The 23784-nt window shown below is 74.3% G+C and carries 21 protein-coding genes; 2 read left to right on the top strand and 19 right to left on the bottom strand.

Annotated features, from left to right (window positions below):
* Window positions 1-72 precede the first annotated feature (72 nt).
* Genes ACFQ8Y_RS09815 through ACFQ8Y_RS09805 form a run of 3 tightly spaced genes read right to left on the bottom strand, consistent with a single transcriptional unit; the run spans window position 73 to window position 2761 of the window.
* The gene (locus tag ACFQ8Y_RS09815) at window positions 73-1158 is read right to left on the bottom strand and encodes an NAD(P)/FAD-dependent oxidoreductase (RefSeq protein WP_430585337.1); all 1086 of its coding nucleotides are present in this window, start codon (window positions 1156-1158) and stop codon (window positions 73-75) included.
* A complete protein-coding gene (locus tag ACFQ8Y_RS09810; RefSeq protein WP_430585336.1) occupies window positions 1158-1682 on the bottom strand; it encodes an isoprenylcysteine carboxyl methyltransferase family protein in 525 nt (174 codons plus the stop codon). Before ACFQ8Y_RS09810 ends, ACFQ8Y_RS09815 begins: the two co-directional genes overlap by 1 nt.
* Window positions 1679-2761, bottom strand: coding sequence for a type III polyketide synthase (locus ACFQ8Y_RS09805; RefSeq protein ID WP_430563921.1), 1083 nt, complete (start codon window positions 2759-2761; stop codon window positions 1679-1681). Before ACFQ8Y_RS09805 ends, ACFQ8Y_RS09810 begins: the two co-directional genes overlap by 4 nt.
* 142 nt (window positions 2762-2903) lie before the next feature.
* Between ACFQ8Y_RS09805 and ACFQ8Y_RS09800 the strand changes: the two genes are divergently transcribed.
* Window positions 2904-3755 carry a UbiA family prenyltransferase gene (locus tag ACFQ8Y_RS09800; protein ID WP_430585335.1) on the top strand — a complete coding sequence of 284 codons (852 nt, stop codon included), beginning with the start codon at window positions 2904-2906 and terminating at the stop codon, window positions 3753-3755.
* 73 nt (window positions 3756-3828) lie between these two features.
* Window positions 3829-4407 carry a prepilin peptidase gene (locus ACFQ8Y_RS09795; protein WP_430585334.1) on the top strand — a complete coding sequence of 193 codons (579 nt, stop codon included), beginning with the start codon at window positions 3829-3831 and terminating at the stop codon, window positions 4405-4407.
* 62 nt (window positions 4408-4469) lie between these two features.
* Here the strand turns inward: ACFQ8Y_RS09795 and ACFQ8Y_RS09790 are convergent, their stop codons facing one another.
* The 16 genes from ACFQ8Y_RS09790 to ACFQ8Y_RS09715 all read right to left on the bottom strand — a co-directional run bounded on the left by ACFQ8Y_RS09790 (window position 4470) and on the right by ACFQ8Y_RS09715 (window position 23758).
* Window positions 4470-5414 carry a polyprenyl synthetase family protein gene (locus ACFQ8Y_RS09790; protein ID WP_430563938.1) on the bottom strand — a complete coding sequence of 315 codons (945 nt, stop codon included), beginning with the start codon at window positions 5412-5414 and terminating at the stop codon, window positions 4470-4472.
* 268 nt (window positions 5415-5682) lie between these two features.
* Window positions 5683-7458: an NADH-quinone oxidoreductase subunit NuoN gene (gene nuoN, locus ACFQ8Y_RS09785; RefSeq protein WP_430585333.1), complete on the bottom strand. Its 1776-nt coding sequence runs from the start codon at window positions 7456-7458 to the stop codon at window positions 5683-5685.
* Complete coding sequence (locus tag ACFQ8Y_RS09780) at window positions 7455-9098, bottom strand: NADH-quinone oxidoreductase subunit M (protein ID WP_430585354.1); 1644 nt, start codon at window positions 9096-9098, stop codon at window positions 7455-7457. The genes nuoN and ACFQ8Y_RS09780 overlap by 4 nt, the downstream gene beginning before the upstream one ends.
* A gap of 94 nt (window positions 9099-9192) precedes the next feature.
* On the bottom strand, window positions 9193-11118 hold the full coding sequence (nuoL, locus tag ACFQ8Y_RS09775) for an NADH-quinone oxidoreductase subunit L (protein ID WP_430585332.1): 1926 nt from the start codon (window positions 11116-11118) through the stop codon (window positions 9193-9195).
* Between the two features lie 28 nt (window positions 11119-11146).
* Window positions 11147-11446, bottom strand: a complete 300-nt coding sequence (nuoK, locus tag ACFQ8Y_RS09770; protein WP_430550571.1) for an NADH-quinone oxidoreductase subunit NuoK — start codon at window positions 11444-11446, stop codon at window positions 11147-11149.
* Window positions 11446-12273 (bottom strand): NADH-quinone oxidoreductase subunit J, encoded by an 828-nt coding sequence (locus ACFQ8Y_RS09765; protein WP_430550770.1) that lies wholly within the window; start codon window positions 12271-12273, stop codon window positions 11446-11448. The genes nuoK and ACFQ8Y_RS09765 overlap by 1 nt, the downstream gene beginning before the upstream one ends.
* A gap of 47 nt (window positions 12274-12320) precedes the next feature.
* Window positions 12321-13100, bottom strand: coding sequence for an NADH-quinone oxidoreductase subunit NuoI (gene nuoI / locus ACFQ8Y_RS09760; RefSeq protein ID WP_430550572.1), 780 nt, complete (start codon window positions 13098-13100; stop codon window positions 12321-12323).
* Complete coding sequence (gene nuoH / locus ACFQ8Y_RS09755) at window positions 13097-14455, bottom strand: NADH-quinone oxidoreductase subunit NuoH (RefSeq protein WP_430550573.1); 1359 nt, start codon at window positions 14453-14455, stop codon at window positions 13097-13099. Before nuoH ends, nuoI begins: the two co-directional genes overlap by 4 nt.
* On the bottom strand, window positions 14452-17109 hold the full coding sequence (locus tag ACFQ8Y_RS09750; protein ID WP_430585331.1) for an NADH-quinone oxidoreductase subunit G: 2658 nt from the start codon (window positions 17107-17109) through the stop codon (window positions 14452-14454). Before ACFQ8Y_RS09750 ends, nuoH begins: the two co-directional genes overlap by 4 nt.
* On the bottom strand, window positions 17109-18443 hold the full coding sequence (gene nuoF, locus ACFQ8Y_RS09745) for an NADH-quinone oxidoreductase subunit NuoF (protein WP_430585330.1): 1335 nt from the start codon (window positions 18441-18443) through the stop codon (window positions 17109-17111). Before nuoF ends, ACFQ8Y_RS09750 begins: the two co-directional genes overlap by 1 nt.
* Complete coding sequence (gene nuoE / locus ACFQ8Y_RS09740) at window positions 18436-19272, bottom strand: NADH-quinone oxidoreductase subunit NuoE (RefSeq protein ID WP_430585329.1); 837 nt, start codon at window positions 19270-19272, stop codon at window positions 18436-18438. The genes nuoF and nuoE overlap by 8 nt, the downstream gene beginning before the upstream one ends.
* The gene (locus ACFQ8Y_RS09735; protein WP_430550577.1) at window positions 19269-20615 is read right to left on the bottom strand and encodes an NADH-quinone oxidoreductase subunit D; all 1347 of its coding nucleotides are present in this window, start codon (window positions 20613-20615) and stop codon (window positions 19269-19271) included. The genes nuoE and ACFQ8Y_RS09735 overlap by 4 nt, the downstream gene beginning before the upstream one ends.
* The gene (locus ACFQ8Y_RS09730) at window positions 20612-21340 is read right to left on the bottom strand and encodes an NADH-quinone oxidoreductase subunit C (protein ID WP_430585328.1); all 729 of its coding nucleotides are present in this window, start codon (window positions 21338-21340) and stop codon (window positions 20612-20614) included. The genes ACFQ8Y_RS09735 and ACFQ8Y_RS09730 overlap by 4 nt, the downstream gene beginning before the upstream one ends.
* The gene (locus ACFQ8Y_RS09725) at window positions 21337-21888 is read right to left on the bottom strand and encodes a NuoB/complex I 20 kDa subunit family protein (RefSeq protein WP_380245150.1); all 552 of its coding nucleotides are present in this window, start codon (window positions 21886-21888) and stop codon (window positions 21337-21339) included. Before ACFQ8Y_RS09725 ends, ACFQ8Y_RS09730 begins: the two co-directional genes overlap by 4 nt.
* 117 nt (window positions 21889-22005) lie before the next feature.
* Window positions 22006-22368, bottom strand: a complete 363-nt coding sequence (locus ACFQ8Y_RS09720; protein WP_429735904.1) for an NADH-quinone oxidoreductase subunit A — start codon at window positions 22366-22368, stop codon at window positions 22006-22008.
* Window positions 22369-22444: 76 nt separating this feature from the next.
* Window positions 22445-23758 carry a geranylgeranyl reductase family protein gene (locus ACFQ8Y_RS09715; protein WP_430563913.1) on the bottom strand — a complete coding sequence of 438 codons (1314 nt, stop codon included), beginning with the start codon at window positions 23756-23758 and terminating at the stop codon, window positions 22445-22447.
* Window positions 23759-23784 lie beyond the last annotated feature (26 nt).

Below are 23784 nucleotides of genomic sequence, written 5' to 3'. Positions count from 1 at the left end.
CAGGGTGCCACAACCGTCCCGCCATGTGAACGGCTTGTCTTGCAGATCGGTCACAGTTGCCTCGGGCTTTCATCAGCGCGCCAGTCGTTCGACCACGGCGCCGTACAGCGCCGGCGCCCGGGCCGCCGCCGGCACGACCCGGCCGCGCAGGGGCGACGTCGCCGCCGCCACGAGCCCGGACGTGAGCCAACGCACGTCCCGGGTGGCCCGGGACCACGCCCGCTCGTACCCGGCCGGGTCGTCGAGGTCCGCGACGGCGGCGCGCGCCTGCGCGAACCCGACCCGCAGCCCCTCCCCCGTCAGCGCGTCCACGTAGCCGGACGCGTCCCCGACCAGCCGCACCCGCCCGGCCGTCCGTGCCCGGCTGCGCACCCGCATGGGCCCGGCACCCCGCACCGGCCCGGCCGCCGGCGCGCCCGCCAGCCGGTCGGCCAGCTCCGGCAGGGTCGCGAGGGCCGCGTCGAGGTCCGCGCCCGCCGGGCCGAGCACGGCCACGCCCACGAGGTCCGGGGCCACGGGCGTGACGTACGCCTCGACCCGCGGGGCCCAGTGCACCTCCACCAGGTCCGTCCACGGCGGCACCCGGAAGTGCCGGCGGAGCCCGAACCGCCGCCTCCGGTCGCGGCCGACGCGCCGGCGCGCGACGCCGGGGGGCCCGTCGTCGCGCAGGTCGAGCCCCACCTCCCTCCGCACCCGCGAGTGCAGCCCGTCGCAGGCGAGCAGCCAGCGGCCGCGGACCCCCGCCGCCACGGCGCCCTCGGCGTCCTGCACCACCGCCCCGGCGCGCCGGGGAAGCACGGACGCGCCGGCGTCGAGCGCGGCCGCGTGCAGCGCGGCGTGCAGGGCGGTGCGGCGCACGCCACGGCCGGGCCCGGCCGCGAACCGGTGATCGGCGACCACCCCGTCCTGGCGATAGGAGATCCCGCGCAGCGGCCAGCCCGGCGGGTCGACCCCCAGCCGCCGCACCGCGGCGAGCGTGCCCGGCATCAGCCCCTCGCCGCACGCCTTGTCGACCGGTGCCGGCCGGGGCTCCAGCACCACGACGCCCAGCCCGGCCCGCCGCGCCTCGATCGCCGCCGCGAGGCCGACGGGGCCGCCGCCGACCACCAGCACGTCCGTCTCGACGTCGACGCCCTGGTCGGGCGGGCGGCCGGACATCAGCCGGCCTCGACGGCCCGCAGCGCGCGTTCCTCCGCGGGGATGCGAAAGCCCAGCAGCAACCAGGCGTTCAGGACGGTGAACACCAGCGCCGTCACCCACGCCGTGTGCACCAGCGGCAGCGCGACGCCCTCGACGACCACGGCCACGTAGTTGGGGTGCGCCAGCCAGCGGTAGGGGCCGCGGCGCACCAGCGGCAGCCCGGGCACCACGATCACGCGCGTGTTCCACCGCTCCCCCAGCGTCGCGATGCACCACCAGCGCAGCCCCTGGCTCGCGAGGACGAGCGCGAGCATGGGCCACCCCAGCCACGGCAGGAAGGGCCGGTCGGCGACGACGACCTCCACGACGCACGCCACCAGCAGGCCGGTGTGCAGGGCGACCATCGCCGGGAAGTGCCCGCGGCCGGACTCGACGCCCCCGCGCGCGAACGACCAGCGGGCGTGGCGCGCCGAGACCACGAGCTCGGCCAGCCGCTCCACGCCGGTCGCGAGCACCAGGGCGGCGTAGAGCGCCGCGCTCATGCCGCCCCCGCGGCTGCCGCGCGCAGCAGCACCAGCTCGACCGCCACGCCGGGCCCGAACGCCATGAGCACCGCCCACCCGCCCGGCGGCGGCGCGCCGTCGTCGAGGGTCGCCGCGAGCACGTGCAGCACGGAGGACGACGACAGGTTGCCCTCGGCCGCCAGCGTCGCGCGGGTGCGGGCCAGCGCCTCCTCGGGCAGGTCGAGGGCGTCGCGCACGGCGTCGACGATCTTCGGCCCACCGGCGTGCACCACCCAGGTGCCGACGTCGGCCGGCTCCAGGCCGTGCGCCGCCAGCAGGTCCTTGACGTCCCCCGCGAGGTGCGCCCGCAGCAGCTGCGGCAGCTCCGCCGACAGCACGATGCCGAACCCGGTGTCCCGGACCTCCCACCCCAGGAGCCGCTCGGTGCCGGCGTAGAGCCGGCCGCGGGCGTCCACCACCCACGGCGCGGGGCGCGGGCCGCGGGCCACGACGTCGTCGCCGGCGACGACCACCGCGCTCGCCCCGTCCCCGAAGAGGCCGGACGAGAGCAGGTTCGCGGTCGAGCCGTCGTCCCGCTGCAGCGTGAGCGAGCACAGCTCGACGGAGACCAGCAGCGCCACCTGGTCCGGGTGCCCCGCGAGGTACTCGTGCAGGTGCGCCAGCCCGGCGGCGCCGCCCGCGCACCCGAGCCCGAAGGAGGGCACGCGGCGCACGTCGGGCCGCAGCCCCAGACGGGCCACCAGCCCGGCGTCGACCGACGGCGCGCCCACGCCCGTCACCGACGTGAAGAACAGCAGGTCGACGTCGCCCGGCTCCACGCCCGCGGCCGCCAGCGCCTCCCGGCACGCCCGCTCGGCCAGCGCCGCCCCCTCGCGGGCGAACACGGCGTTGGCGTCCGCGAACCCGAACGGCCGCTCGTAGTCGGCGAGCGGGAGCGCGAGGTGCCGGGTGCGCACCCCGGCCGCGGCGTGCAGCCGGCGGGCCAGCTCGCGGCGCGGCCCCGCGTCTGCCAGCAGCGGGGCGACCATCTCGGCGATCCGCCCCTGGGGGTGCGCCGGACCGGGCAGGACGGGGGCGACGGCGAGGACGCGCGACATGCTTCGCATCGTGGCACCGGCGCCGCTCTCCCGCGCGCGGGCACCCCGCCGGACGCGGCAGACGCGCGCCGCGAGCCTTCCTTCCGCGCGAGAACCCCGCGTCCTGCCCCGGGTCACGGGGCGACAGGCGTAGTTTCCCGTCATGGGCAGCGACGTGGCGGCACGGGTGCGCGGGTTGCTGCTCGCCACGCACCCTGCACCCGCGGCGGTGGTCACGGGGCTGGCCCTGGTCTTCGCGGTCGGCGTCGGCCTCCCCGGGGGCCGCGCCCTGCTCGTCACGGCGGCCGTCGCCGCCGGCCAGCTGTCGGTCGGGTGGAGCAACGACTGGCTGGACGCCGCGCGCGACCGCCGCGTCGGACGCGCGGACAAGCCGACCGTGACGGGCGCCGTCGCGCCCTGCACGCTCCGGACGGCCGCCATCGCCGCCCTGGCCGGGTGCGTCGTCCTGTCCTTCGCGACGGGGCTCGTGCCGGGGCTGCTGCACGTCGCCGCGGTCGGCAGCGCCTGGGCCTACAACGCGCGGCTCAAGTCGACGCCGCTGTCGTGGCTGCCCTACGCCGTGAGCTTCGGCCTGCTGCCCGCGTTCGTGGTGGCCGCGGCGGGCGACGGTCGCGTCGTCGCGGGCTGGACGGTCGGCGCGGCCGCGCTGCTCGGCGTCGGCGCCCACCTCGCCAACGTGCTGCCGGACCTGGAGGACGACGACGCCACCGGGGTACGGGGGCTGCCGCACCGACTGGGGCGCCGGGGCGCGAGCGTGCTGGCGCCCGTGGTCCTGGCGGCGGGCAGCGTCGTGATCCTCCTCGGCCCGCCGGGCCCGCCCTCCGTCGCGTCGGCAGCGCTCACCGGCGGCGCGGTCGTGCTGGCCGCCCTCGCCGGGACCGTGGGGCTCGTGCGGCCGCACAGCCGCGCGCCGTTCCTGCTGAGCCTGGCCGTGGCGGTGGTGTGCGTCGTGCAGCTCGTCCTCGCGGCCGACGCCGTGGCGCTCCCGGGCTGACCCGGCCCGGGGCGGCCGGACGGGCTGTGGACGGCGCCCCCGGCGCCCCGACGCCGGCGCATAGCATCCCGACGTGCCCCCGATCCTCCAGCGTGCCCGTGCCGAGGTCGCGCCCCACCGCCGCGCGGCGACGTGGGGAGCCGCCCTCGCCGCGGCCTGGGCGGTCTGGGCGAGCGGACCCGGCTGGTCGACGCCAGCGCTCGTCGTCGCGGCCGTGGCGGGGGCCGCGCTGTGGGTGATCGACGCCCGCACGCACCGGCTGCCGGACGCCCTCACCTACCCGACGACGGCGGTCGTCGGCGCGCTCCTCGCCCTCGCGGCGCTCGGCGGCGGGACGTGGGACACGGCGCTGCGGGCGCTCCTCGGCGGCATCCTGCTCGGCGGCGCGTACCTGCTGCTGCACCTCGTGCACCGCTCGGGGATGGGGCGCGGCGACGCCAAGCTCGCCGCGCTGCTCGGCCTCGTCACCGCCTGGTACGGGTGGTCGACGCTCGTCGCCGCGGCGGTGCTCCCGATCCTGCTCGGCGGGGCCGTGGCGATCGTGCTCATGGCCACCCGGCGGGCGTCGCGCGGGACGGCGCTGGCCTTCGGCCCGTACCTGCTCACCGGCGCGGCGATCGGGGTGACGCTCGCCCGGCTGGCCTCCGCCTAGCCCGTCGACGCCCGGTCACGAGGCAGGCCGGAGTCAAGTCGGAGGCAGGTCGCGGCGGCCGGTCACACCGTCCGGTCGGCCAGCGCCTGGGCGAGGTCGGCGAGCGCCTGCTTCACCGGGCCGTCGGGCAGCGGCGCCAGCTCCGCGGCGGCCTCGCGCGCCCACCGGCCGGCGAGGGCGCGGGTCTCGGCGAGCACGTCGTGCGCCCGCAGCTCCGCGACGACGTCGGCGAGCGCGTCGTCGCCGGCGAGGTCGCCGTCGAGCCGGGCGACGAGCGCCGCGTCCGCCGCGGAGCCGTCGCCCTGCGCGACCCGCTGGCGCAGCAGCAGCACGGGCATCGTCGGCACGTGCTCGCGGAGGTCGGTGCCGGGCGTCTTGCCGGACTCGTCGCCGGAGGACGCGATGTCGAGCACGTCGTCGGCGAGCTGGAACGCGACGCCCACCTTCTCGCCGTACGCCGCCACGGCGTCGACGACGGCCGGCTCGCACCCACCGAACATCGCACCGAGGCGCGCCGACGTCGCGAGCAGCGACGCCGTCTTGTCGCTGAGCACCTGCAGGTAGTGCTCCACCGGGTCGTCGTCGGCACGCGGCCCCATCGTCTCGTGCAGCTGGCCGAGGCACATGCGCTCGAAGGTGCGCGACTGCAGCACCACCGCCTCCGGGCCGAGGCCGGCGACGAGCGCGGACGCCCGGGCGAACAGGAGGTCGCCCACCAGGATCGCGACCGAGTTGCCCCACACGGTGTGCGCCGCGGGGGCCCCGCGGCGCAGCGGCGCGGAGTCCATGACGTCGTCGTGGTACAGCGACGCGACCTGCGTGAGCTCCACGACGACCGCGGCGTCCACGAGCTCCGGGCGCGACCCGTCGCCCAGCTCGCCCGCGAGCAGCGTGAGCAGCGGGCGGAACCGCTTGCCACCGGCCGCGACGAGGTGCCGCGACGCGTCGTCGGCCAGGGCGTCCGCCGAGGCCACGGCCTCGTCGAGCGCCGCGTCCACCCGCGTCATGCGCTCGGCGAGCCGGTCGGCGAGCGCCGGGTCGGACAGCGGGATCGCCGGAGGCGCCGGGGGCGGCGTGGGCCCGGGCCGGGGGGCCGAGGCGGAAGGAGCGCGAGTCACTGTCCGAACCTATCCGGCCGGGGCGCGGAACACCGCACCGAGACGGCCATCGGCCGCGTCAGGTCGGACACCCCGGCGGGTGCGCCGGGTCGGCCACCCGTCCTCGGGTCGGCGCGAACGTGGGCCGACCCGAGGACGGGCCGCCGACCGGAGGTCGTCAGGGGCGGAACTGCGCCGCCTGGCCGACCAGGTCCAGCGCGCCCGACGGGAGGATGCCGAGGAGCAGCACGCCCACCGCGCACACCGCGATCGCGAACGCCGCGGGACCACGCGAGCCCACCACCGTCACGACCGTCCGCGAGACGAGCGTGCGGGTCGCGGCGCCCGTCACCGTGGCGGTGCCACCGCTGCCACCGCTGCCGCCGCCCTGCTCACCGCCGTCCGTCGTCCCCGACGAGGCCGCGCCCGTCGACGTCGTGCCCTGCTCACCGCCGGGCGGCGGGGTGAGGACCATGAGCACGATGACCCGGACGTAGAAGAAGACGGAGACGGCGGACGCGAGCACGCCGAGCAGCGCGAGCGGCCACGCCCCCGCCTCGACGGCGGCCGAGAAGACGCCGAACTTCGCCACGAACCCGGCCGTGAGCGGGATCCCCGCCATCGACAGGAGGAACAGCGAGAACGCCGCCGTGAGCCACGGGGCCTGCCGCCCCAGGCCCGTCCACTGCGCCAGGCGGGTGGCCTCGCCCAGCACCACGCCGTCGTCGGGGACCGGCCCACCGGCCCCCCTCTCGGCGGTGTCGTCGTCGCCCGACACGGTGCGCTCGCGCACGAGCGTGACGACGGCGAACGCGCCGACGGACGCGAGCCCGTACGCGAGCAGGTAGAAGAGGACGGCCCGCGAGCCGGCCTCGTCCATCCCGACCACGCCGACCAGGAGGAACCCGGCGTGCGCGATCGCGGAGTACGCGAGCAGGCGCTTGACGTCGGTCTGCACCGCGCCCACGACGGTGCCGATCAGCATCGTGAGGATCGCGACCGCCCAGAGCGCGACCTCCACGTCGTGCCGGACGGCCGGGCTCAGACCGTTCGCCAGCGTGAACAGCACGCGCACCAGCGCGCCCATCGCGGCGGCCTTGGTGCACGCCGCCATGAAGCCCGTGATCGGCGTGGGCGCGCCCTGGTACACGTCCGGGGTCCAGGCGTGCAGCGGCGCGGCGCCGATCTTGAACAGCAGCCCGCTGAGCACCAGCAGCAGCCCGACCACCACCAGGGCCGTCATCGACCCCAGCGGCGAGACGGCCGGGTCCGCGAGCACCTGCACCACGCCCTGCAGCCGCACCGTGCCGGCGAAGCCGTAGACGAGCGCGATGCCGAAGACGAACAGCGCGGAGGCGAACGCGCCGAGCACGAAGTACTTGAACGCGGCCTCCTGGCTGAGGAGCCGGCGGCGGCGCGCCGTCGCGCACAGCACGTACAGCGGCAGCGACAGCACCTCGAGCGCGACGAACATGACGATGAGGTCGTCCGTGGCCGGGAAGAGCAGCATGCCGCCGGTCGAGAACAGCAGGAGCGGGTAGATCTCGGTCTGCTGGAGGCCCGCACGGCGCGTCTCGTCCTCGTAGGCCGTGCCCGGCACCGCCGCCGCGGACGGCGCGAACGCGTCCTGGCCGGTGGTGGTGCGCTCCGCGACGACGAGCACGCCCAGCAGCGCGCACACGCCGATCACGGCCTGCACGCCCAGGCCGAACGGCGTCAGCAGGTACGACCCGCCCACCACCGACACCGCGTTCTCCTGCACCCGCTCCCAGAGCAGCCCGACCGCGACGAGCGAGCCCGCGAGCGCCGCCAGGGTGAGCGTGAGCTGCGTCGCGCGCCGGGCCTTCGCCGGCACGAACGCCTCCAGCAGGACGCCGAGCACGCCCGCCGCCAGCACGATCAGCACCGGCGACACGGCGGCCCAGTCGATGGTCGGGGCGACGAAGTCGTTCACAGCTGGCTCCCCTCGGTGAAGCTCCCGTCAGCCGAGTCCGTCGCGACCATCGCCTGGGTCTCGACCGGTTCGACCACCGGTGGTGGATCCGTCTCGCCGACCTGCTCGACGGCGACCTCCCCCGGCGCACGCACGTAGTCGAGCACCGGCCCGGGCACGAGGCCGAGCACGAGCAGGGCCCCCACGAGCACGCCGGCCACGGTCTTCTCCCGGCCGTCGAGGTCGCGCGCGGACGCCAGCTCCGGCGTCGTCTCCCCCGTGAACATGCGCTGGTAGGTGAGCAGCACGTAGACCGCGGCGAGGACGACGGCGGGCACGGCCACGAGCACGGCGGCGGGCCAGCGGGCGTACGACCCGAGGAACACCATGATCTCGGAGACGAACGTCGCCAGGCCGGGCAGGGCCGCCGCGGACAGGCCGGCGACGAGGAACGTGCCGCCCAGGATCGGCGCCACCCGGCGCAGGCCGCCGTAGTCGCCGATGAGCTGGCTCTGGCGCGGGTGCCGCGCGATCGCGAACCCGGCGACGAGGAACAGCGCCCCGGTGGAGATGCCGTGGTTGAGCATCATCAGCCCGGAGCCCGCGGTGCCCAGCGACGTGAAGGTGAAGATGCCCAGGACGATGAACCCGAAGTGGGACACCGACGTGTAGCCGATGAGGCGCAGCAGGTCGCTCTGGCCGATCGCGAGGACCGCGCCGTACAGGATCGAGATCACCGCGAGCACGATCACGAACGGTGCCGCCCAGCGGCTCGCCTCGGGGAACAGCGGCAGGCACAGGGTGAGCATCCCGAAGGTGCCCACCTTGTCGAGCACGCAGATGAGGAGCGTCGAGGTGCCGGGCGTCGAGTGCTGCGTGACGTCGGGCAGCCACGAGTGCACGGGGAACATCGGCGCCTTGATCGCGAACGCGAGGAAGAAGGCGCAGAACATGAGCTTCTCGGCCGTCGGGTCGAGCGTCAGCCCCGTGAGGTTGTCGGTGAGGAACGTCTGCGGGCCGCGGTCCGCGGCCGGCACCTGCAGGTAGAGCGCGATGACGCCCACCAGCATCACGAGGCCGCCGGCCAGCGAGAACAGCAGGAACTTCACCGCCGCGTACCGGCGCTGCGGCCCCTGCCCGAACCCGCCGATGAGGAAGTACGCCGGGATGAGCATGGCCTCGAACACCACGTAGAAGAGGAACACGTCGCGGGCGACGAAGACCGTCACCATGAACGCCTCGAGCAGCAGCACGGTGGCGAGGTAGCGGCGCAGCCGCACGTGGTCGCCGCCCTGCTCTCGCCAGGCCGCGAGGATCACCAGGGGCACCAGGCCCACCGACAGCGCGACCAGCAGCAGCCCCACGCCGTCGACGCCGACGGCATAGCTGGCGCCGATCGGCGGGATCCAGGAGTACGTCTCGGTGAGCTGGTGGGTCCCCGCGTCGCCGGTGTCGAAGGCCGCGAAGGCCCCGACCAGCAGGAGGACCTCCACCAGCGCGCCGACCAGGGCGACCGTGCGAGCGGCGCCCGCACCGAACCTGCCCCCGGTGACCGGGCCGGCGGCCGGGCGGCCCCGGCCCACGCCCGTGAGGGCCGTCGCGGCCGCGGCCACCAGCGGCCACACGATGAGGACCGTGAGCCAGGGGAACCCTGCGGACATCGTCATGCTTCCCCGTCCTTCGTCGTCGACACCGTGTCCGGCGTCGTGTTCGGCGTCGTGTTCGGCGTCATCGCCATCGCTCCCGCCACCCCGCTCAGCTCGCCAGGACCCAGACGACCAGCCCGACGACGCCGAGGCCGCCGAGCATCGTCGCCGCGTACGACCGCACGTAGCCGTTCTGCATCCGCCTCAGCCGGGAGCCGAGGCGCCCGATGCCGCCGGCCAGGCCCAGCCAGCCGCCGTCGACGGCCGTGCGGTCCGAGTACACGAGCGCCCGGGTGAGGTACTGCCCCGGCCGCATGACCAGCGACTCGTTGACGGCGTCCTGGTACAGGTCGACCCGCGCCGCCCGCACGACGGCGGGCGCCGGAGGCGGCTCGACCGGCACCGCGGCGACCACGTACTGGCGCCAGGCCAGCACGATGCCGAGCGCCACGAGCAGCAGCGTGAGCGCGATGAGCAGCCCCACCGGGAGCACCGGATCGTGGTGCTCGGCGTGCCCGGTGACCGGCTCGAGCCACGTGACGAACCGGTCGCCCATCGCCAGGATCCCGCCGAGGGCCACCGACCCCACGGCCAGCACGATCATCGGCCAGGTCATGAGGCGCGGGGACTCGTGCGGGTGCCGCACGGGCGCACCGTCGTCGCCGGGCCCGCCGTCGCTCCAGCGGCGCCGCCCCAGGAACGTCATGAAGAACAGCCGGGACATGTAGTACGCCGTGATCCCGGCGCCCAGCAGCGCCGCCATGCCGAAGACCCACGGGCGCCAGCCCTCGCCGACGAACGCCGCCTCGATGATCTTGTCCTTCGACCAGAACCCCGAGAACGGCGGCACCCCGAGGATGGCGAGCCAGCCCAGGCCCATGGTGATGGCCGTGACGGGCAGCAGGCGGGACAGCCCGCCGAAGCGCCGCATGTTCACGTCGTCGTCCATCGCGTGCATCACGGACCCGGCGCCGAGGAACAGCCCCGCCTTGAAGAAGCCGTGCGTGAGCAGGTGGAAGATCGCGAACGCGTACCCGACCGGCCCCAGGCCGGCGGCGAGCATCATGTAGCCGATCTGCGACATCGTCGACGCCGCGAGCGCCTTCTTGATGTCGTCCTTCGCGGTACCGACGATCGCCCCGAACAGCAGGGTCAGCACGCCGACGATCGCGACGACGAGCTGCGCGTCCGGCGCCGCCTCGAGGATCGGGCCCGAGCGCACCAGCAGGTACACCCCGGCGGTCACCATCGTCGCCGCGTGGATCAGCGCGGACACCGGCGTCGGGCCGGCCATCGCGTCCCCGAGCCACGCCTGCAGCGGCAGCTGCGCCGACTTGCCGCACGCCGCCAGCAGGAGCATGAGGCCGATCGCCGTCATGACGCCCTGACCGGCCGCCGTCGCCCCCTCGCCGGCCGCCGGCAGCACCGTGCCGAAGCTCAGCGAACCGAAGGTCGCGAGCAGCAGCATCATCGCGACGATGAGCCCCATGTCGCCGACGCGGTTCATGACGAACGCCTTCTTGCCCGCGACCGCGTTCTCCCGCTTGCCGTCCCAGAACCCGATGAGCAGGAACGACGCCAGGCCCACGCCCTCCCAGCCGACGAAGAGCAGCAGGTAGGAGTCGGCGAGCACCAGCAGCAGCATCGCCGCGACGAAGAGGTTGAGGTACCCGAAGAAGCGGCGCCGGTCGACGTCGTGGCCCATGTACGCCACCGAGTACACGTGGATCAGCGTGCCGACGAACGTCACGAGCATCACGAACGTCATCGACAGCGGGTCCACCTGGAACCCGAGGTCCACGTGCAGGGGCCCCGAGTCGATCCAGGTGCCCACGGTGTGGGTGCCCACCCGCTGGTCGGCGGGGGTGCCGAGCATGTCGAGCAGGATCACCAGCCCGACGACGAACGTCGCCGCGCTGGCCAGCACGCCCAGCCAGTGCCCCCACCGGTCGGTGCGCCGACCGGCGACCAGCAGCACGAGGGCGCCGATCATCGGGGTCGCGACCAGCCAGGGGGCGAGGGAGAGAGTCTGCATCGTCGTCTGCGTGTCCACAGGTCGCCTCTCAGCTGTGCAGCAGGTTGACGTCGTCGACCGAGGCCGACCTACGGGAACGGAAGATCGTGATGATGATCGCGAGGCCCACCACGACCTCGGCCGCGGCGACCACCATGACGAAGAACGCGAGCACCTGGCCCGTCACGTCGCCGTGGATGCGCGCGAACGTCACGAACGCGAGGTTGGTGGCGTTGAGCATGAGCTCCACGCCCATGAACACCACGATGGCGTTGCGCCGCAGCAGCACCGTCGTCGCACCGATCGCGAACAGGATCGCGGCCAGCCCCAGGTAGTTCGTGATCTCCATCAGCGCACCTCCCCGTCGTCGTCGCCGGAGCCCTCGTCGGTCGCGCCCGTCGCGACCGGGTCGCCGGTCTGCTCGACCGTCGTGTCCGCCGCGGGGCCGACGCCGAGGAGGCGCAGGTCGTCGCGCGCCACGAGCGTCTCCTCCTCGGCGAGCACCGCCGTCGCCGACCGCTCCTGCCCGCGGATGCGCAGCACGCGCGGCACGGAGTGCGGCAGCGGCTCGCCGTCGGGTCCGAGCGCCGGCGTGTCCATGGCGTTGTTCTGCGCGTAGACGCCGGGCGCGGGCAGCGGCGTGAGCGTGCTGCCGTGCGGCAGGGCGGCGACGCGAGCTTGCGCGAGGACGCGCTGCGTGGGCCGCACGCTGAGCCGGCGGCGGTGCGTGAGCACCAGGCCGGCCAGCGCGGCGGTGACCAGCAGGACGCCGACCACCTCCATCGCGAGGACGTAGTCGCCCAGCAGCACCCGGGCCAGTGCCACCGGGTTGGTGAGCTCCTCGCTCGCAGCCAGGCCGACGGCGGGCGGGAACGTCGCCTGCGCGACCACGCCGAGCAGCACGACGACCAGCCCGAGGCCGAGCAGCACGCCCAGCCCGCGCTGGCCCTTGATGGTCTCGGTCAGCGAGTCCGCGGAGTCGACGCCCACCAGCATGAGCACGAACAGGAAGAGCATCATCACGGCGCCGGTGTAGACGACCACCTGCACGACGCCGAGGAACGGCGCCTCCTGCGCCACGTAGAAGATGGCCAGCCCGACCATCACGAACATCACGCACACCGCGGCGTGCACGGCCTTGCGGGCGAACAGCAGCCCGAGCGCGGCGAGCACCATGAGCGGGGCGAGCACCCAGAACAGCGCGGCCTCCGCGCCCGACGCGGTCACGGCCGGCCGTCCGTGAGGTCGGGGGTGGGCAGCGTCGCGACATGACCGCCCTCGGCGGCCTGCCGGGTCGCGACGGCGGCCTTGGTGGCGCTGCCGCGCAGCCGGTGCCGACGTGGGGTCGGGGGCGGCGCGTCCCCGTGCACCACGCGGGCGGCGGCGTCCAGGGTCGGGTCGTCGGGCCGGTGCTCGCGCACCCAGTCGACCTGCTGCGCCGTCGGCGCGGTGACCTCGCCGCGGTAGTACTCGGTGTCCGTCGTCCCCTCGACCATCGGGTGCGGCGCGGCGAGCATCCCCTCGGCGAGCGGGGCGAGGAGATCCTGCTTCTCGTAGATCATCCCGGCGCGGTCGGGGCCCGCGAGCTCGTAGTCGTTGGTCATCGTGAGCGCCCGCGTGGGGCACGCCTCGATGCACAGCCCGCAGAAGATGCAGCGCAGGTAGTTGATCTGGTAGACGCGGCCGTAGCGCTCGCCGGGCGACAGGTGCGCGCCGTCGGGCAGCTCGGCGTTGTCCGCCCCCTCCACGTAGATCGCGTCCGCCGGGCACGCCCACGCGCACAGCTCGCAGCCGATGCACTTCTCCAGGCCGTCGGCGTAGCGGTTGAGCTGGTGACGGCCGTGGTACCGGCGCTGCGGCGCCGTCTTCTTGCGGGGGTACTGCTCCGTCACCGTGGGCCGGAACATCGACGAGAACGTCACGCCGAACCCGGCCACCGGGGCGAACAGCTCCCCGAGCGGCCCCTTGGACGGGCGCAGCGGCTCGTACGGCTTGTCGGTCATCGCGTCTCCTCGGATCGGTCGACGGCGGGGTCGGGGGCGGCGGACGCGCCCGGGACGTCGGCGGCCTGCATCACGTGCCGGCGCGCGCGGGGCGACGGCGGCAGGGCCTGGCCCGGGAGCGGCGGCACGGGGAAGCCGTCGGCGAAGGCGTCGAAGTCCCCGGCCGGACGGCGAGAGCCGCCCGGTGGACCGGCGCCGTCGGCGGCCTTCGCCTTCCGGTCGGGCCAGAGCCACAGGAGGCCGATGACGACCACCGCCGCGACCGCGACGCCGGTGATGAGCTGGGTGCGGGTGACGCCCGCGAGGCCGAGGTACTGGAACACGCTCAGCACCACGACCCACACCAGCGCGACCGGGATGAGCACCTTCCAGCCGAACGACATGAACTGGTCGTAGCGGAGGCGGAGCAGCGTGCCGCGCACCCAGACGAACACGAACATGACCAGCCAGAGCTTGACCAGGAACCACAGCACCGGCCACCAGCCGGTGTTGAACATCCCGTCGTTGATCGCCGACAGCGGCCACGGCGCCCGCCAGCCGCCGAGGAACAGGGTGGTGGCGACGGCGGAGACGTTGAGCATGTTGATGTACTCCGCCAGGAAGAACCAGGCGAACTTCATCGAGCTGTACTCGGTCATGTAGCCGGAGACGAGCTCGCCCTCGGCCTCCGGCAGGTCGAACGGGAGCCGGTTGGTCTCGCCGATCATCGAGATGACGTAGACGACGAACGCGGGCAGCAGCGGCAGGAACCACCAGATGCTGGTCTGCGACGCCACGATCTGCGAGGTCGACATCGAGCCGGCCATGATGAACACGCTGACCAGCGAGAGCCCCATGGCGAGCTCGTACGAGATCACCTGGGCGGTGGACCGCACGGACCCGAGGAGCGGGTAGGTGGAGCCCGACGACCAGCCGCCCAGCACGATGCCGTAGACGCCCATCGACGCGCAGGCCAGCACGTACAGGACCGCCACCGGGAAGTCGGTCAGCTGGGCCGGCGTCGTGTAGTCGGTGAACGGGATCGTCACCTCGGGCCCGAACGGGATGACCGCGAACACCAGCAGCGCGCAGAACACCGAGATCATCGGTGCCAGCAGGTACACGATCCGGTCCGCCCGGGTGACGTTCACGTCCTCCTTGAGCAGCAGCTTCATCGCGTCCGCGAGCGACTGCAGCAGGCCGAACGGGCCGTGCCAGTTGGGGCCGGGGCGCACCTGCATGCGCGCCACGACCTTGCGCTCGAACCAGATGGCGAAGAGCACGCTGGTCAGGAGGAAGACGACGATGAGCACCGCCTTGATCAGCGACACCCACAGCCAGTCGTTGCTGAAGTCGGACGCGACCCCGGGGATCATGCGGCCCCTCCCTGTGCCTTCTCGTCGGTCGAGCCTGGGACCCCGCCGGCGGCGACCGCCTCCGGCGGTCCGATGCGTACCAGGTCGCCCGGCGCGGCGCCGAGCGTGTCGTGCACCCGGCACCCGCGCGACGCGAGCGGCAGCCACACGACGTGGTCGACCATCTCCGTGATCGCGACCGGCACCGTCACCGTCCCGCGGTCGGTGGCCACGGTCACCCGGTCGCCGTCGTACACGTCGACGGCGGCCGCCGTGGCCGCCGACATCCGCGCGACGGGCCGCTTGGCCGTGCCGGCGAGGAACTGCTCGCCGTCCTGCAGGGCCCCGTCGTCGAGCAGCAGGTGCCAGCTCGCCAGCACGGCGGACCCGGCCGGCACCACGGGCGGCTCGACCGGCTCGGCCTGCGGGGCCGGCACGCGGGTGCCGCCCCACGCGGGCAGGGCCGCGATCGCCCGGTGCGCGTCGAGCGGCGTCGCCGCGCCGAGCGCGACGCCCGCCTGCGCGGCCAACGCGTCGAGCACCCGGTGGTCGGGCAGCGCGGCGGACTCCAGCGCCTGGCCGAACGCGCGGACGCGGCCCTCCCAGTTCCAGTACGACCCCGCCCTCTCGACGGGAGGAGCAACAGGAAGCACGACGTCAGCGAGCTCGACTGCTTCGGTCCTCCGGACCTCGAGCGAGACCACGAAGCCCGCCGCGCCGAGCGCCCGACGGGCGTGCGCCGGGTCGGGCAGGTCGGCGAGCTCGACGCCACCGACGAGGGCGCCGCCGAGCTGGCCGACCGAGAGGGCGTCGAGGATCTCCGCGACGTCGCGCCCCGGGGCGGCCGGCAGCGCGTCGGCGTCGACGCCCCAGGCCGCGGCCACCTCGGCACGGGCCGCGGCGTCGGTCAGCGGGCGTCCGCCGGGCAGCAGTCCCGGCAGGAGGCCCGCCTCGAGGCCGCCGCGCTCCCCCGCGCGGCGCGGGACCCAGGCGACACGGGCGCCGGTGACCTCCGCGAGCCGCAGGACCGCCCCGTAGGCGCCGGGCGCCGACGCGAGCCGCTCGCCCACGAGGATGAGCGCGCCGGGCGTCGCGAGGCCGTCGGCGACGGCGCCCAGCGTGCCCGCGTCCGAGTCCGCGGGCACCAGACCGCCGCCCGCCCGGGTGGCGAGGATGCCCAGCCACTCCGCCTCGGTGCCGGGGGCGGCGGGCAGCAGCTCGCCGTCCAGCCGGGCGAGGCCGCGGCTCGCGAACGGGGCGATCGACCACACCGTCGTGCCGTGCTTGCGCACCCCCTTGCGCAGCCGCAGGAAGGTGACGCCCGCCTCCTCCTCGGCCTCCAGGCCGGCCAGCAGCACGGCCGGTGCGGCCTCGACGTCGCCGAACGTCACGCCGATGCCGGTGCCCGCCACCGCGTGGCCCAGGAACGCCGTCTCCTCCGCCGAGCCCACGCGGGCCCGCTGGTCGACGTCGTCGGTGCCGAGCACGGTGCGCGCGAAGCGCGACCAGGCGAACGCGTCCTCGACGGTCAGCCGGCCGCCGGGCAGCACCCCGACCCCGCCGGCCGCGCGGGCCGCGGCCAGGCCCTCGGCCGCCAGCTCGAGCGCCTCGACCCACGACGCGGGGCGCAGCTCGCCGCGGGACACGACGGCGCCGTCCTGGCCGAGCACCCGGTCCCGCACCAGCGGGACCGTGAGCCGGTCGGGCGCCGCCTGCCACGTGAACGCGAAGCGGTCCTTGTCGGTGATCCACTCCTCGTTGACCGCCGGGTCCTCCCCCGACAGCCGGCGCAGCACCACGCCGCGCCGGTGGTCGACGCGGATCGCCGAGCCGCACGAGTCGTGCTCGGAGATCCCCGGCGTCGACACCAGGTCGAAGGGCCGGGACCGGAACCGGTAGGCCGCGCCCGTGAGCGCGCCCACCGGGCAGATCTGCACGGTGTTGCCGGAGAAGTACGACGCGAAGGGCTGCCCGCCGGCCGTGGCCGCGGCGGACCCGAACGTCGCCTCGGCGGGCTCGCCGGGCGGGGGCGTGAAGTCCAGCACCGTCTCGTCGAACCGGCCGATCTGCTGGTGCGCGCCGCGCTCCTGCAGCGCGATGAACGCGTCGCCCGCGATCTCGTCGCTGAACCGGGTGCAGCGCTGGCACAGCACGCAGCGCTCCCGGTCCAGCAGGATCTCGGTGGACACCGCGATGGGCTTGGGGAAGGTCCGCTTGACGTCCTCGAACCGTGTCTCCGCGCGCCCGTTGGTCATCGCCTGGTTCTGCAGGGGGCACTCGCCGCCCTTGTCGCACACCGGGCAGTCCAGCGGGTGGTTCATGAGCAGCAGCTCCATGACACCGTGCTGCGCCTTGTCCGCGACCGGCGACGTGCGCTGGGTCTTGACGACCATGCCGGGCGTGACCGTCATCGTGCACGAGGCCTGCGGCTTCGGCATGGGCCGCACGTTGCCCTCGCGGTCGGGCATCGCGACCTCGACCAGGCACTGCCGGCACGCGCCGGCGGGCTCGAGCAGCGGGTGGTCGCAGAACCGCGGGATCTGGATGCCCACCTGCTCGGCCGCGCGGATGATCAGCGTGCCCTTCGGCACGGTCACCTCGACCTCGTCGATGGTGAGCGTGACCGTCTCCACCGGAGGCGCGGCCGCCGTCGACTTGTCCGTGGTCGCCGTCATCAGTGACCTCCCGCCCCGGCGAGCGCCGGCGTCTGCTTGGGGGTGTACGGGAACAGCGCGCTGGCGCTCGGGTCGAAGGGGCACCCGCGGCCGGTGAGGTGCGCCTCGTACTCGTCGCGGAAGAGCTGGATGCTCGACGTCACCGGCGACGTCGCGCCGTCGCCGAGCGCGCAGAACGCGCGGCCGAGGATGTTGTCGCACAGGTCGAGCAGCAGGTCGACGTCGCGCTCCTCGCCCTGCCCCGCCTCGATGCGGTGGAGCACCTGCTTGAGCCAGTAGGTGCCCTCGCGGCACGGAGTGCACTTGCCGCACGACTCGTGCGCGTAGAAGTCGGTCCACCGGCTGACCGCGCGGACCACGCACGTCGTGTCGTCGAAGAGCTGGAGCGCGCGGGTGCCGAGCATCGAGCCCGCCGCGCCCACCGACTCGTAGTCGAGGGGGGTGTCGAGGTGGTCGGCGGTGAACAGCGGCGTCGACGACCCGCCCGGAGTCCAGAACTTCAGCTCGTGCCCGGCCCGCATCCCGCCGGCGAGGTCGAGCAGCTCGCGCAGCGTGATGCCGAGCGGCGCCTCGTACTGGCCCGGCCGGGTCACGTGCCCGGACAGGGAGAACAGGCCGTGCCCCTGCGACTTCTCGGTGCCCATGCCGGCGAACCAGTCCGCGCCGCGCGCCACGATGCCCGGCACGGACGCGATGGACTCCACGTTGTTCACCACCGTGGGCCGCGCGTACAGGCCCGCGACCGCGGGGAACGGCGGCTTGAGCCGCGGCTGGCCGCGCTTGCCCTCGAGCGAGTCGAGCAGCGCCGTCTCCTCGCCGCAGATGTAGGCGCCGGCGCCCGCGTGCACGGTGACGTCCAGGTCGAAGCCGGAGCCGAGCACGTCCTTGCCGAGGTACCCGGCGTCGTACGCCTCCTGCACCGCGGCCAGCAGCCGCCGGTACACGTGCAGCACCTCCCCGCGCACGTACACGAACGCGTGGCGGCAGCCGATCGCGTAGCTCGTGATCGCGATGCCCTCCACCAGGTGCTGGGGGCTCGCCAGCATCAGGGGGATGTCCTTGCACGTGCCCGGCTCGGACTCGTCCGCGTTGACCACGAGGTAGCGCGGGCCGCCGTCCGGCGGAGGCAGGAAGCCCCACTTCATGCCGGTCGGGAAGCCGGCGCCGCCGCGGCCGCGCAGCCCCGAGTCCTTGACCGTCTGCACGAGGTCGGCGGGCTCCGTCGCCAGGGCCTTGCGCAGCCCCGCGTACCCGCCGGCGGCCTCGTACGACGCGAGCTTCCACGACCGGTCGGCGTCCCACGTGTCCGTGAGCACCGGCATGAGGTCAGTCATCGCTGCCACCCTTCGGCTCGACATCGTCCTCGGTCGTGGGCTTGCGCTCCGCGCTGGACTGCGCCGTCCCGGTCTCCGGCGGCACCTCGGCGGACGACGCCGCGGACTCACCGTCGGGCGACGCGGCGGGCCCGCCGGACGGCTCCCCGCCGTCGACGGCGGCCGCGGCGCGCGCCAGCCGCAGCCCGGCGAGCGTCGGCTCCCCCGCGCCCACGCCCTCGTCCGCGCGGCCGTCGGTGAACCCCGCGAGCACGCGGCTCATCTGCTTGAAGCCGCACACCGAGGACGCGCCGCGCGTGGGCGCCACCTGCTCGCCCGCCCGCAGGCGGTCGGCGAGGTCCGTGGCGGACTCCGGCGTCTGGTTGTCGAAGAACTCCCAGTTGACCATCACGACCGGCGCGTAGTCGCAGGCGGCGTTGCACTCGACGCGCTCGAGCGTGATCGCGCCGTCGTCGGTGGTCTCGTCGTGCCCGACGCCGAGGTGCTCGCTCAGCTCGTCGAAGATCGCGTCACCCCCCATCACCGCGCACAGCGTGTTCGTGCACACGCCCACCGTGTAGGTGCCGTTGGGGTGCCGCTTGTACTGGGTGTAGAAGGTCGCGACGGCGCTCACCTCGGCGGGCGTCATCCCGAGCTGCTCGGCGCAGAACAGGATGCCGTCGCGGCTCACGTACCCGTCCACCGACTGCACCAGGTGCAGCATCGGCAGCAGGCCGGAGCGCGGGTCGGGGTAGCGCGCCTTGATCGCGGCGGCGTCGGCCGCCAGCGACGCGAGCGTGTCGGCGTCGTACCGCGTGGCCGAACGGGCGCTCGTGGGTTCTGCCGTCATCGGTCGACCCCTCCCAGCACGGGGTCCAGGGACGCGACGGCCACGACGACGTCGGCCACCTGGCCGCCCTCGCACATCACCGACACGGCCTGGAGGTTGTTGAACGACGGGTCGCGGAAGTGCGCCCGGTACGGCTTGGTGCCGCCGTCGGACACCGCGTGCACGCCCAGCTCGCCGCGCGGGTGCTCGACGGTCTGCCACACCTGCCCGGCCGGCACCCGGAAGCCCTCCGTGACGAGCTTGAAGTGGTGGATCAGGGCCTCCATCGAGGTACCCATGATCTGGCGGATGTGGTCGAGCGAGTTGCCCTGACCGTCGCCGCCGACCGCGAGCTGCGCCGGCCACGCGATCTTCTTGTCCGCCACCATGACCGGCGCCCCCGAGGTCGCCTCGAGCCGGGTGAGCGCCTGCTCCACGATGCGCAGCGACTGGTAGCACTCCTCGATCCGCAGCACCACGCGGGAGTAGCAGTCCGCGTCGGTCGAGGTCGGCACGTCGAAGTCGTACGTCTCGTACCCGCAGTACGGGAAGGCCTTGCGCACGTCGTACGGCAGCCCCGTGGAGCGCAGCACCGGGCCGGTGACGCCCAGCGCCATGCAGCCGGCGAGGTTGAGGACGCCGACGTCGGTGAGGCGCGCCTTGAAGATCGGGTTGGCGAGCATGAGGTCGCCGAGCTGGCCGAGGTAGTGGCGGATCTTCGGCAGCGCCGCCCGCACCTGGTCCTCGAAGCCGTCCGGCACGTCCTGCGCGACGCCGCCCGGCCGCACGTACGCGTGGTTCATCCGCAGCCCGGTGACCGCCTCGAACAGCCGCAGGATCTCCTCACGGGCGGTGAAGCCGATCGTCATGACCGTCGTCGCGCCCATCTCGTTGCCGCCCGTGCCCAGGCAGACGAGGTGGGACGCCACCCGGTTGAGCTCCATCATCAGCACGCGGATGATCGACGCCCGCTCCGGCACGTCGTCGGTGATGCCGAGCAGCTTCTCGGTGGCGAGGCAGTACGCCGTCTCCTGGAAGAGCGGCGCCAGGTAGTCCATCCGGGTGCAGAACGTGGTGCCCTGCGTCCAGGTGCGGAACTCCATGTTCTTCTCGATGCCGGTGTGCAGGTAGCCGATGCCGCAGCGGGCCTCGGTGACCGTCTCCCCGTCGATCTCCAGCATGAGGCGCAGCACCCCGTGCGTCGACGGGTGCTGGGGGCCCATGTTTACGACGATGCGCTCCTCGCCCACGGCCTCGCGGGCGATCTCGTCCCAGTCGCCCCCCGACGCCTCGAACCCGGGGATCCCCGGGTCGAACTCGTCGGCGGTGGGCGGGCGGGTGGCGCTGAAGGTTCCAGTGCTCACGAGTAAGACCTCCTCGTGTCCGGCGGCGGCACCGTGGCGCCCTTGTACTCCACGGGGATGCCGCCGAGCGGGTAGTCCTTGCGCTGCGGGTGGCCCGGCCAGTCGTCGGGCATCTCGATGCGCGCCAGTCCGGGGTGGTCGTCGAAGACGATCCCGAAGAAGTCCCAGGTCTCGCGCTCGTGCCAGTCGTTGGTGGGGTACAGCGACGTGGTGGACGGGACGTGCGGGTCGGCGTCGGGCACTGACACCTCGAGCCGCACGCGGCGGCCGTGCGTCACCGAGGTGAGGTGGTAGACGGCGTGCAGCTCGCGCCCGGCGTCGTCGGGGTAGTGCACGCCCGAGACCCCGAGGCTGAGCTCGAACCGCAGGTCCTGGTCGTCGCGCAGCGCCCGGCAGACGGCCAGCAGGTGCTCGCGCGCCACGTTCAGCGTGAGCTCGGCGTGGGGGCTCGGCGGGTCGGTGTGCGGGTCGACGGCCACGCGCTCCACCGCGGCGTCGAACGCGACCCCCGCCTCGCCGAGCACCTCGGCCAGCACGTCCACGGCCTCGTCGAACCAGCCGCCGTACGGCCTCGTGGCGGCGGCGGGCATCGCGACCGGCTGCACCAGGCCGCCGTACCCGGAGGTGTCGCCGGAGCCGCGGACGCCGAACATGCCGTGCCGCACCTCGACGACCTCCGGCCGGCGGGCGTCCGGGGCGCCCTCGGGGACGAGCTCGCCGGTCATCGCAGCAGCCCCTTGAGCTCGAACGTCGGGGTGGCCTCGAGCGCCGCCGCCTCGGCGGCCGCGGCCGCCTCCCTGCGGTTCACGCCCAGCGGCGAGTCCTGGATGTGCTGGTGCAGCGCGAGGATCGCGTTGATGAGCATCTCCGGGCGCGGCGGGCAGCCGGGCAGGTAGACGTCGACCGGCACGATGTGGTCGACGCCCTGCACGATCGCGTAGTTGTTGAACATGCCGCCGCTGGACGCGCACACGCCCATCGACAGCACCCACTTGGGCTCGCTCATCTGGTCGTAGACCTGCCGCACGACGGGCGCCATCTTCTGGCTCACCCGGCCCGCCACGATCATGAGGTCCGCCTGACGCGGCGAGGCCCGGAAGACCTCCATGCCGAACCGCGACAGGTCGAACCGCGACGCGCCGGCCGCCATCATCTCGATGGCGCAGCACGCCAGCCCGAACGTCACCGGCCAGACGGACGCCTTGCGCAGGTAGCCCGCCAGGTCCTCGATCGTCGTCAGCAGGAAGCCCGACGGAGCCTCTTCCAGGCCCATGACCCCTCCCCTTCGTGAACATCGGCGTGAGGATCCTCGGCGCCGATGCCGTCCGTTGTGCCGTGTCGTGCTGGGTGGTGCTGGGTGGTGCTGGTCGTGCTGGTCGTGCGTGCGGGCCTAGACCCAGGTGAGGCCCCCGCGCCGCCACTCGTAGACGAAGGGGACGGTGATGAGGGCGAGGAACGTGAGCATCGCGACGAGGCCGAAGCCGGCCAGCACGGCGAAGTCCACCGCCCACGGGTAGAGGAAGACGACCTCGATGTCGAAGACGATGAACGTCATCGCCACCAGGTAGTACTTGACCGGCAGCCGCCCACCGCCGACCGCGTGCGGCGTCGGCTCGATGCCGCACTCGTACGCGTCGAGCTTGGCCCGGTTGTAGCGCTTGGGCCCGATGACGGCGCTCGCCGCCACGCCGCCCACGGCGAGCACCAGGGCTACGCCCATGAGCATGAGGACCGGCACGTACGGGTTCGTCATCGCAGGACCCCCGTCCGCACGGCCGCGCGCTCGTCGACCTCGTGCATCTCGACCACTCCCTTGTGCTCGTGTGCGCTCATGCCGCCGGGACCACCCTCGTGAGCCCCGCGATGACCCGGTCCACCCAGTCACCGCCGCGCGGCTCGTAGCAGTCGGACAGCAGCTTGAGCACGAACCGCATGACCACCGGCCGCGGCAGCCCGTACCGCACGCAGATCCGCATGATCTGCGGGTGCTCGATGAGCCGCACGAACCAGCGGCCCAGCGTGTAGTAGCCGCCCAGGTCGGCCCGCATGCGGTCCCCGTAGGAGGCGAGCGTCCGCTCGCGCGCGTCGTCCGTGGTGCGGGTGCGCGCCTGGGCGATCGCGTCGGCCGCGACGCGGCCCGCCTGCAGGGCGTAGGCGATGCCCTCGCCGTTGAACGGGCTGACCATGCCGGCCGCGTCGCCCACGAGCACCGCGCCGTCGCGGTACAGGGGCGTGCGGTTGAAGCCCATCGGCAGCGCGGCCCCGCGGATCGGCCCCACCTGGTTCTCGGGGGTGAACCCCCACTCCGCGGGGGCGTTGCGCATCCAGGCCTGCATCAGGCCCTTGTAGTCGTGCCCGTGGGCGGACTGGCGGGCGGGCGTGGAGCTCACCGAGCCGAGTCCGACGTTCGCGGTGCCGTCGCCCAGCGCGAAGATCCAGCCGTAGCCCGGCAGCAGGTTCGACGCCCCCGGGGCGCCGTCCCACAGCTCGAGGTGCGACTCCATCCACGCGTCCTCGTGCCGCGACGTGCCCTCGGTGCGGAAGTACGTGCGCACCGCCGTGCCGAGCGGTCGGTCGTCGCGGCGGGCGATGCCGAGGCCGGTGGCGAAGCGGGAGGAGACGCCGTCGGCGGCGACCACGACGGGCGCCCGGTAGGTCGTCTCGGCGCCGTCGGCGCGACCGCGGCCGTCGAGGGCCTGCGCCCGCACGCCCACGACGCGACCGTCGCGCTCGTCGAGGACGGGGCCGGTCACCTTTGTGCGCTCGAGCAGCTTGGCGCCGCTCGCCTGCGCGTGCTGCGCGAGCCGGTGGTCGAGCGACGTCCGCGCGCGGGCCATGCCGTAGCCGGGGTACGAGTCGAGGTCGGGCCAGGGCAGCTCCCACGACCGGGCGCCCGCGACCACGCGCAGGCCCTCGTTGCGGATCCAGCCGTCGTCCTCGCGGGTGCCGAGCCCCATGCGGGCCAGCTCGCCGACGGCACGGGGAGTCAGCCCGTCGCCGCACACCTTGTCGCGGGGGAAGGAGGCCTTGTCGAGCAGGAGCACGTCGAGGCCCGCGGCGGCGCACCAGTGGGCCGTGGACGAACCGGCCGGGCCGGCGCCCACGACGATGACGTCGGCGTCGTCGACGCGACCTGACCGCACGTGCTCACCTCGATCCCTCGAAGCGC

Source organism: Isoptericola sp. NPDC056605 (assembly GCF_042792795.1).
In the GTDB taxonomy this organism is placed as follows: Bacteria; Actinomycetota; Actinomycetes; order Actinomycetales; family Cellulomonadaceae; genus Isoptericola.
Note: the sequence above shows the minus strand (reverse complement) of the source record. Positions and strands in the feature narration are given on the sequence as shown.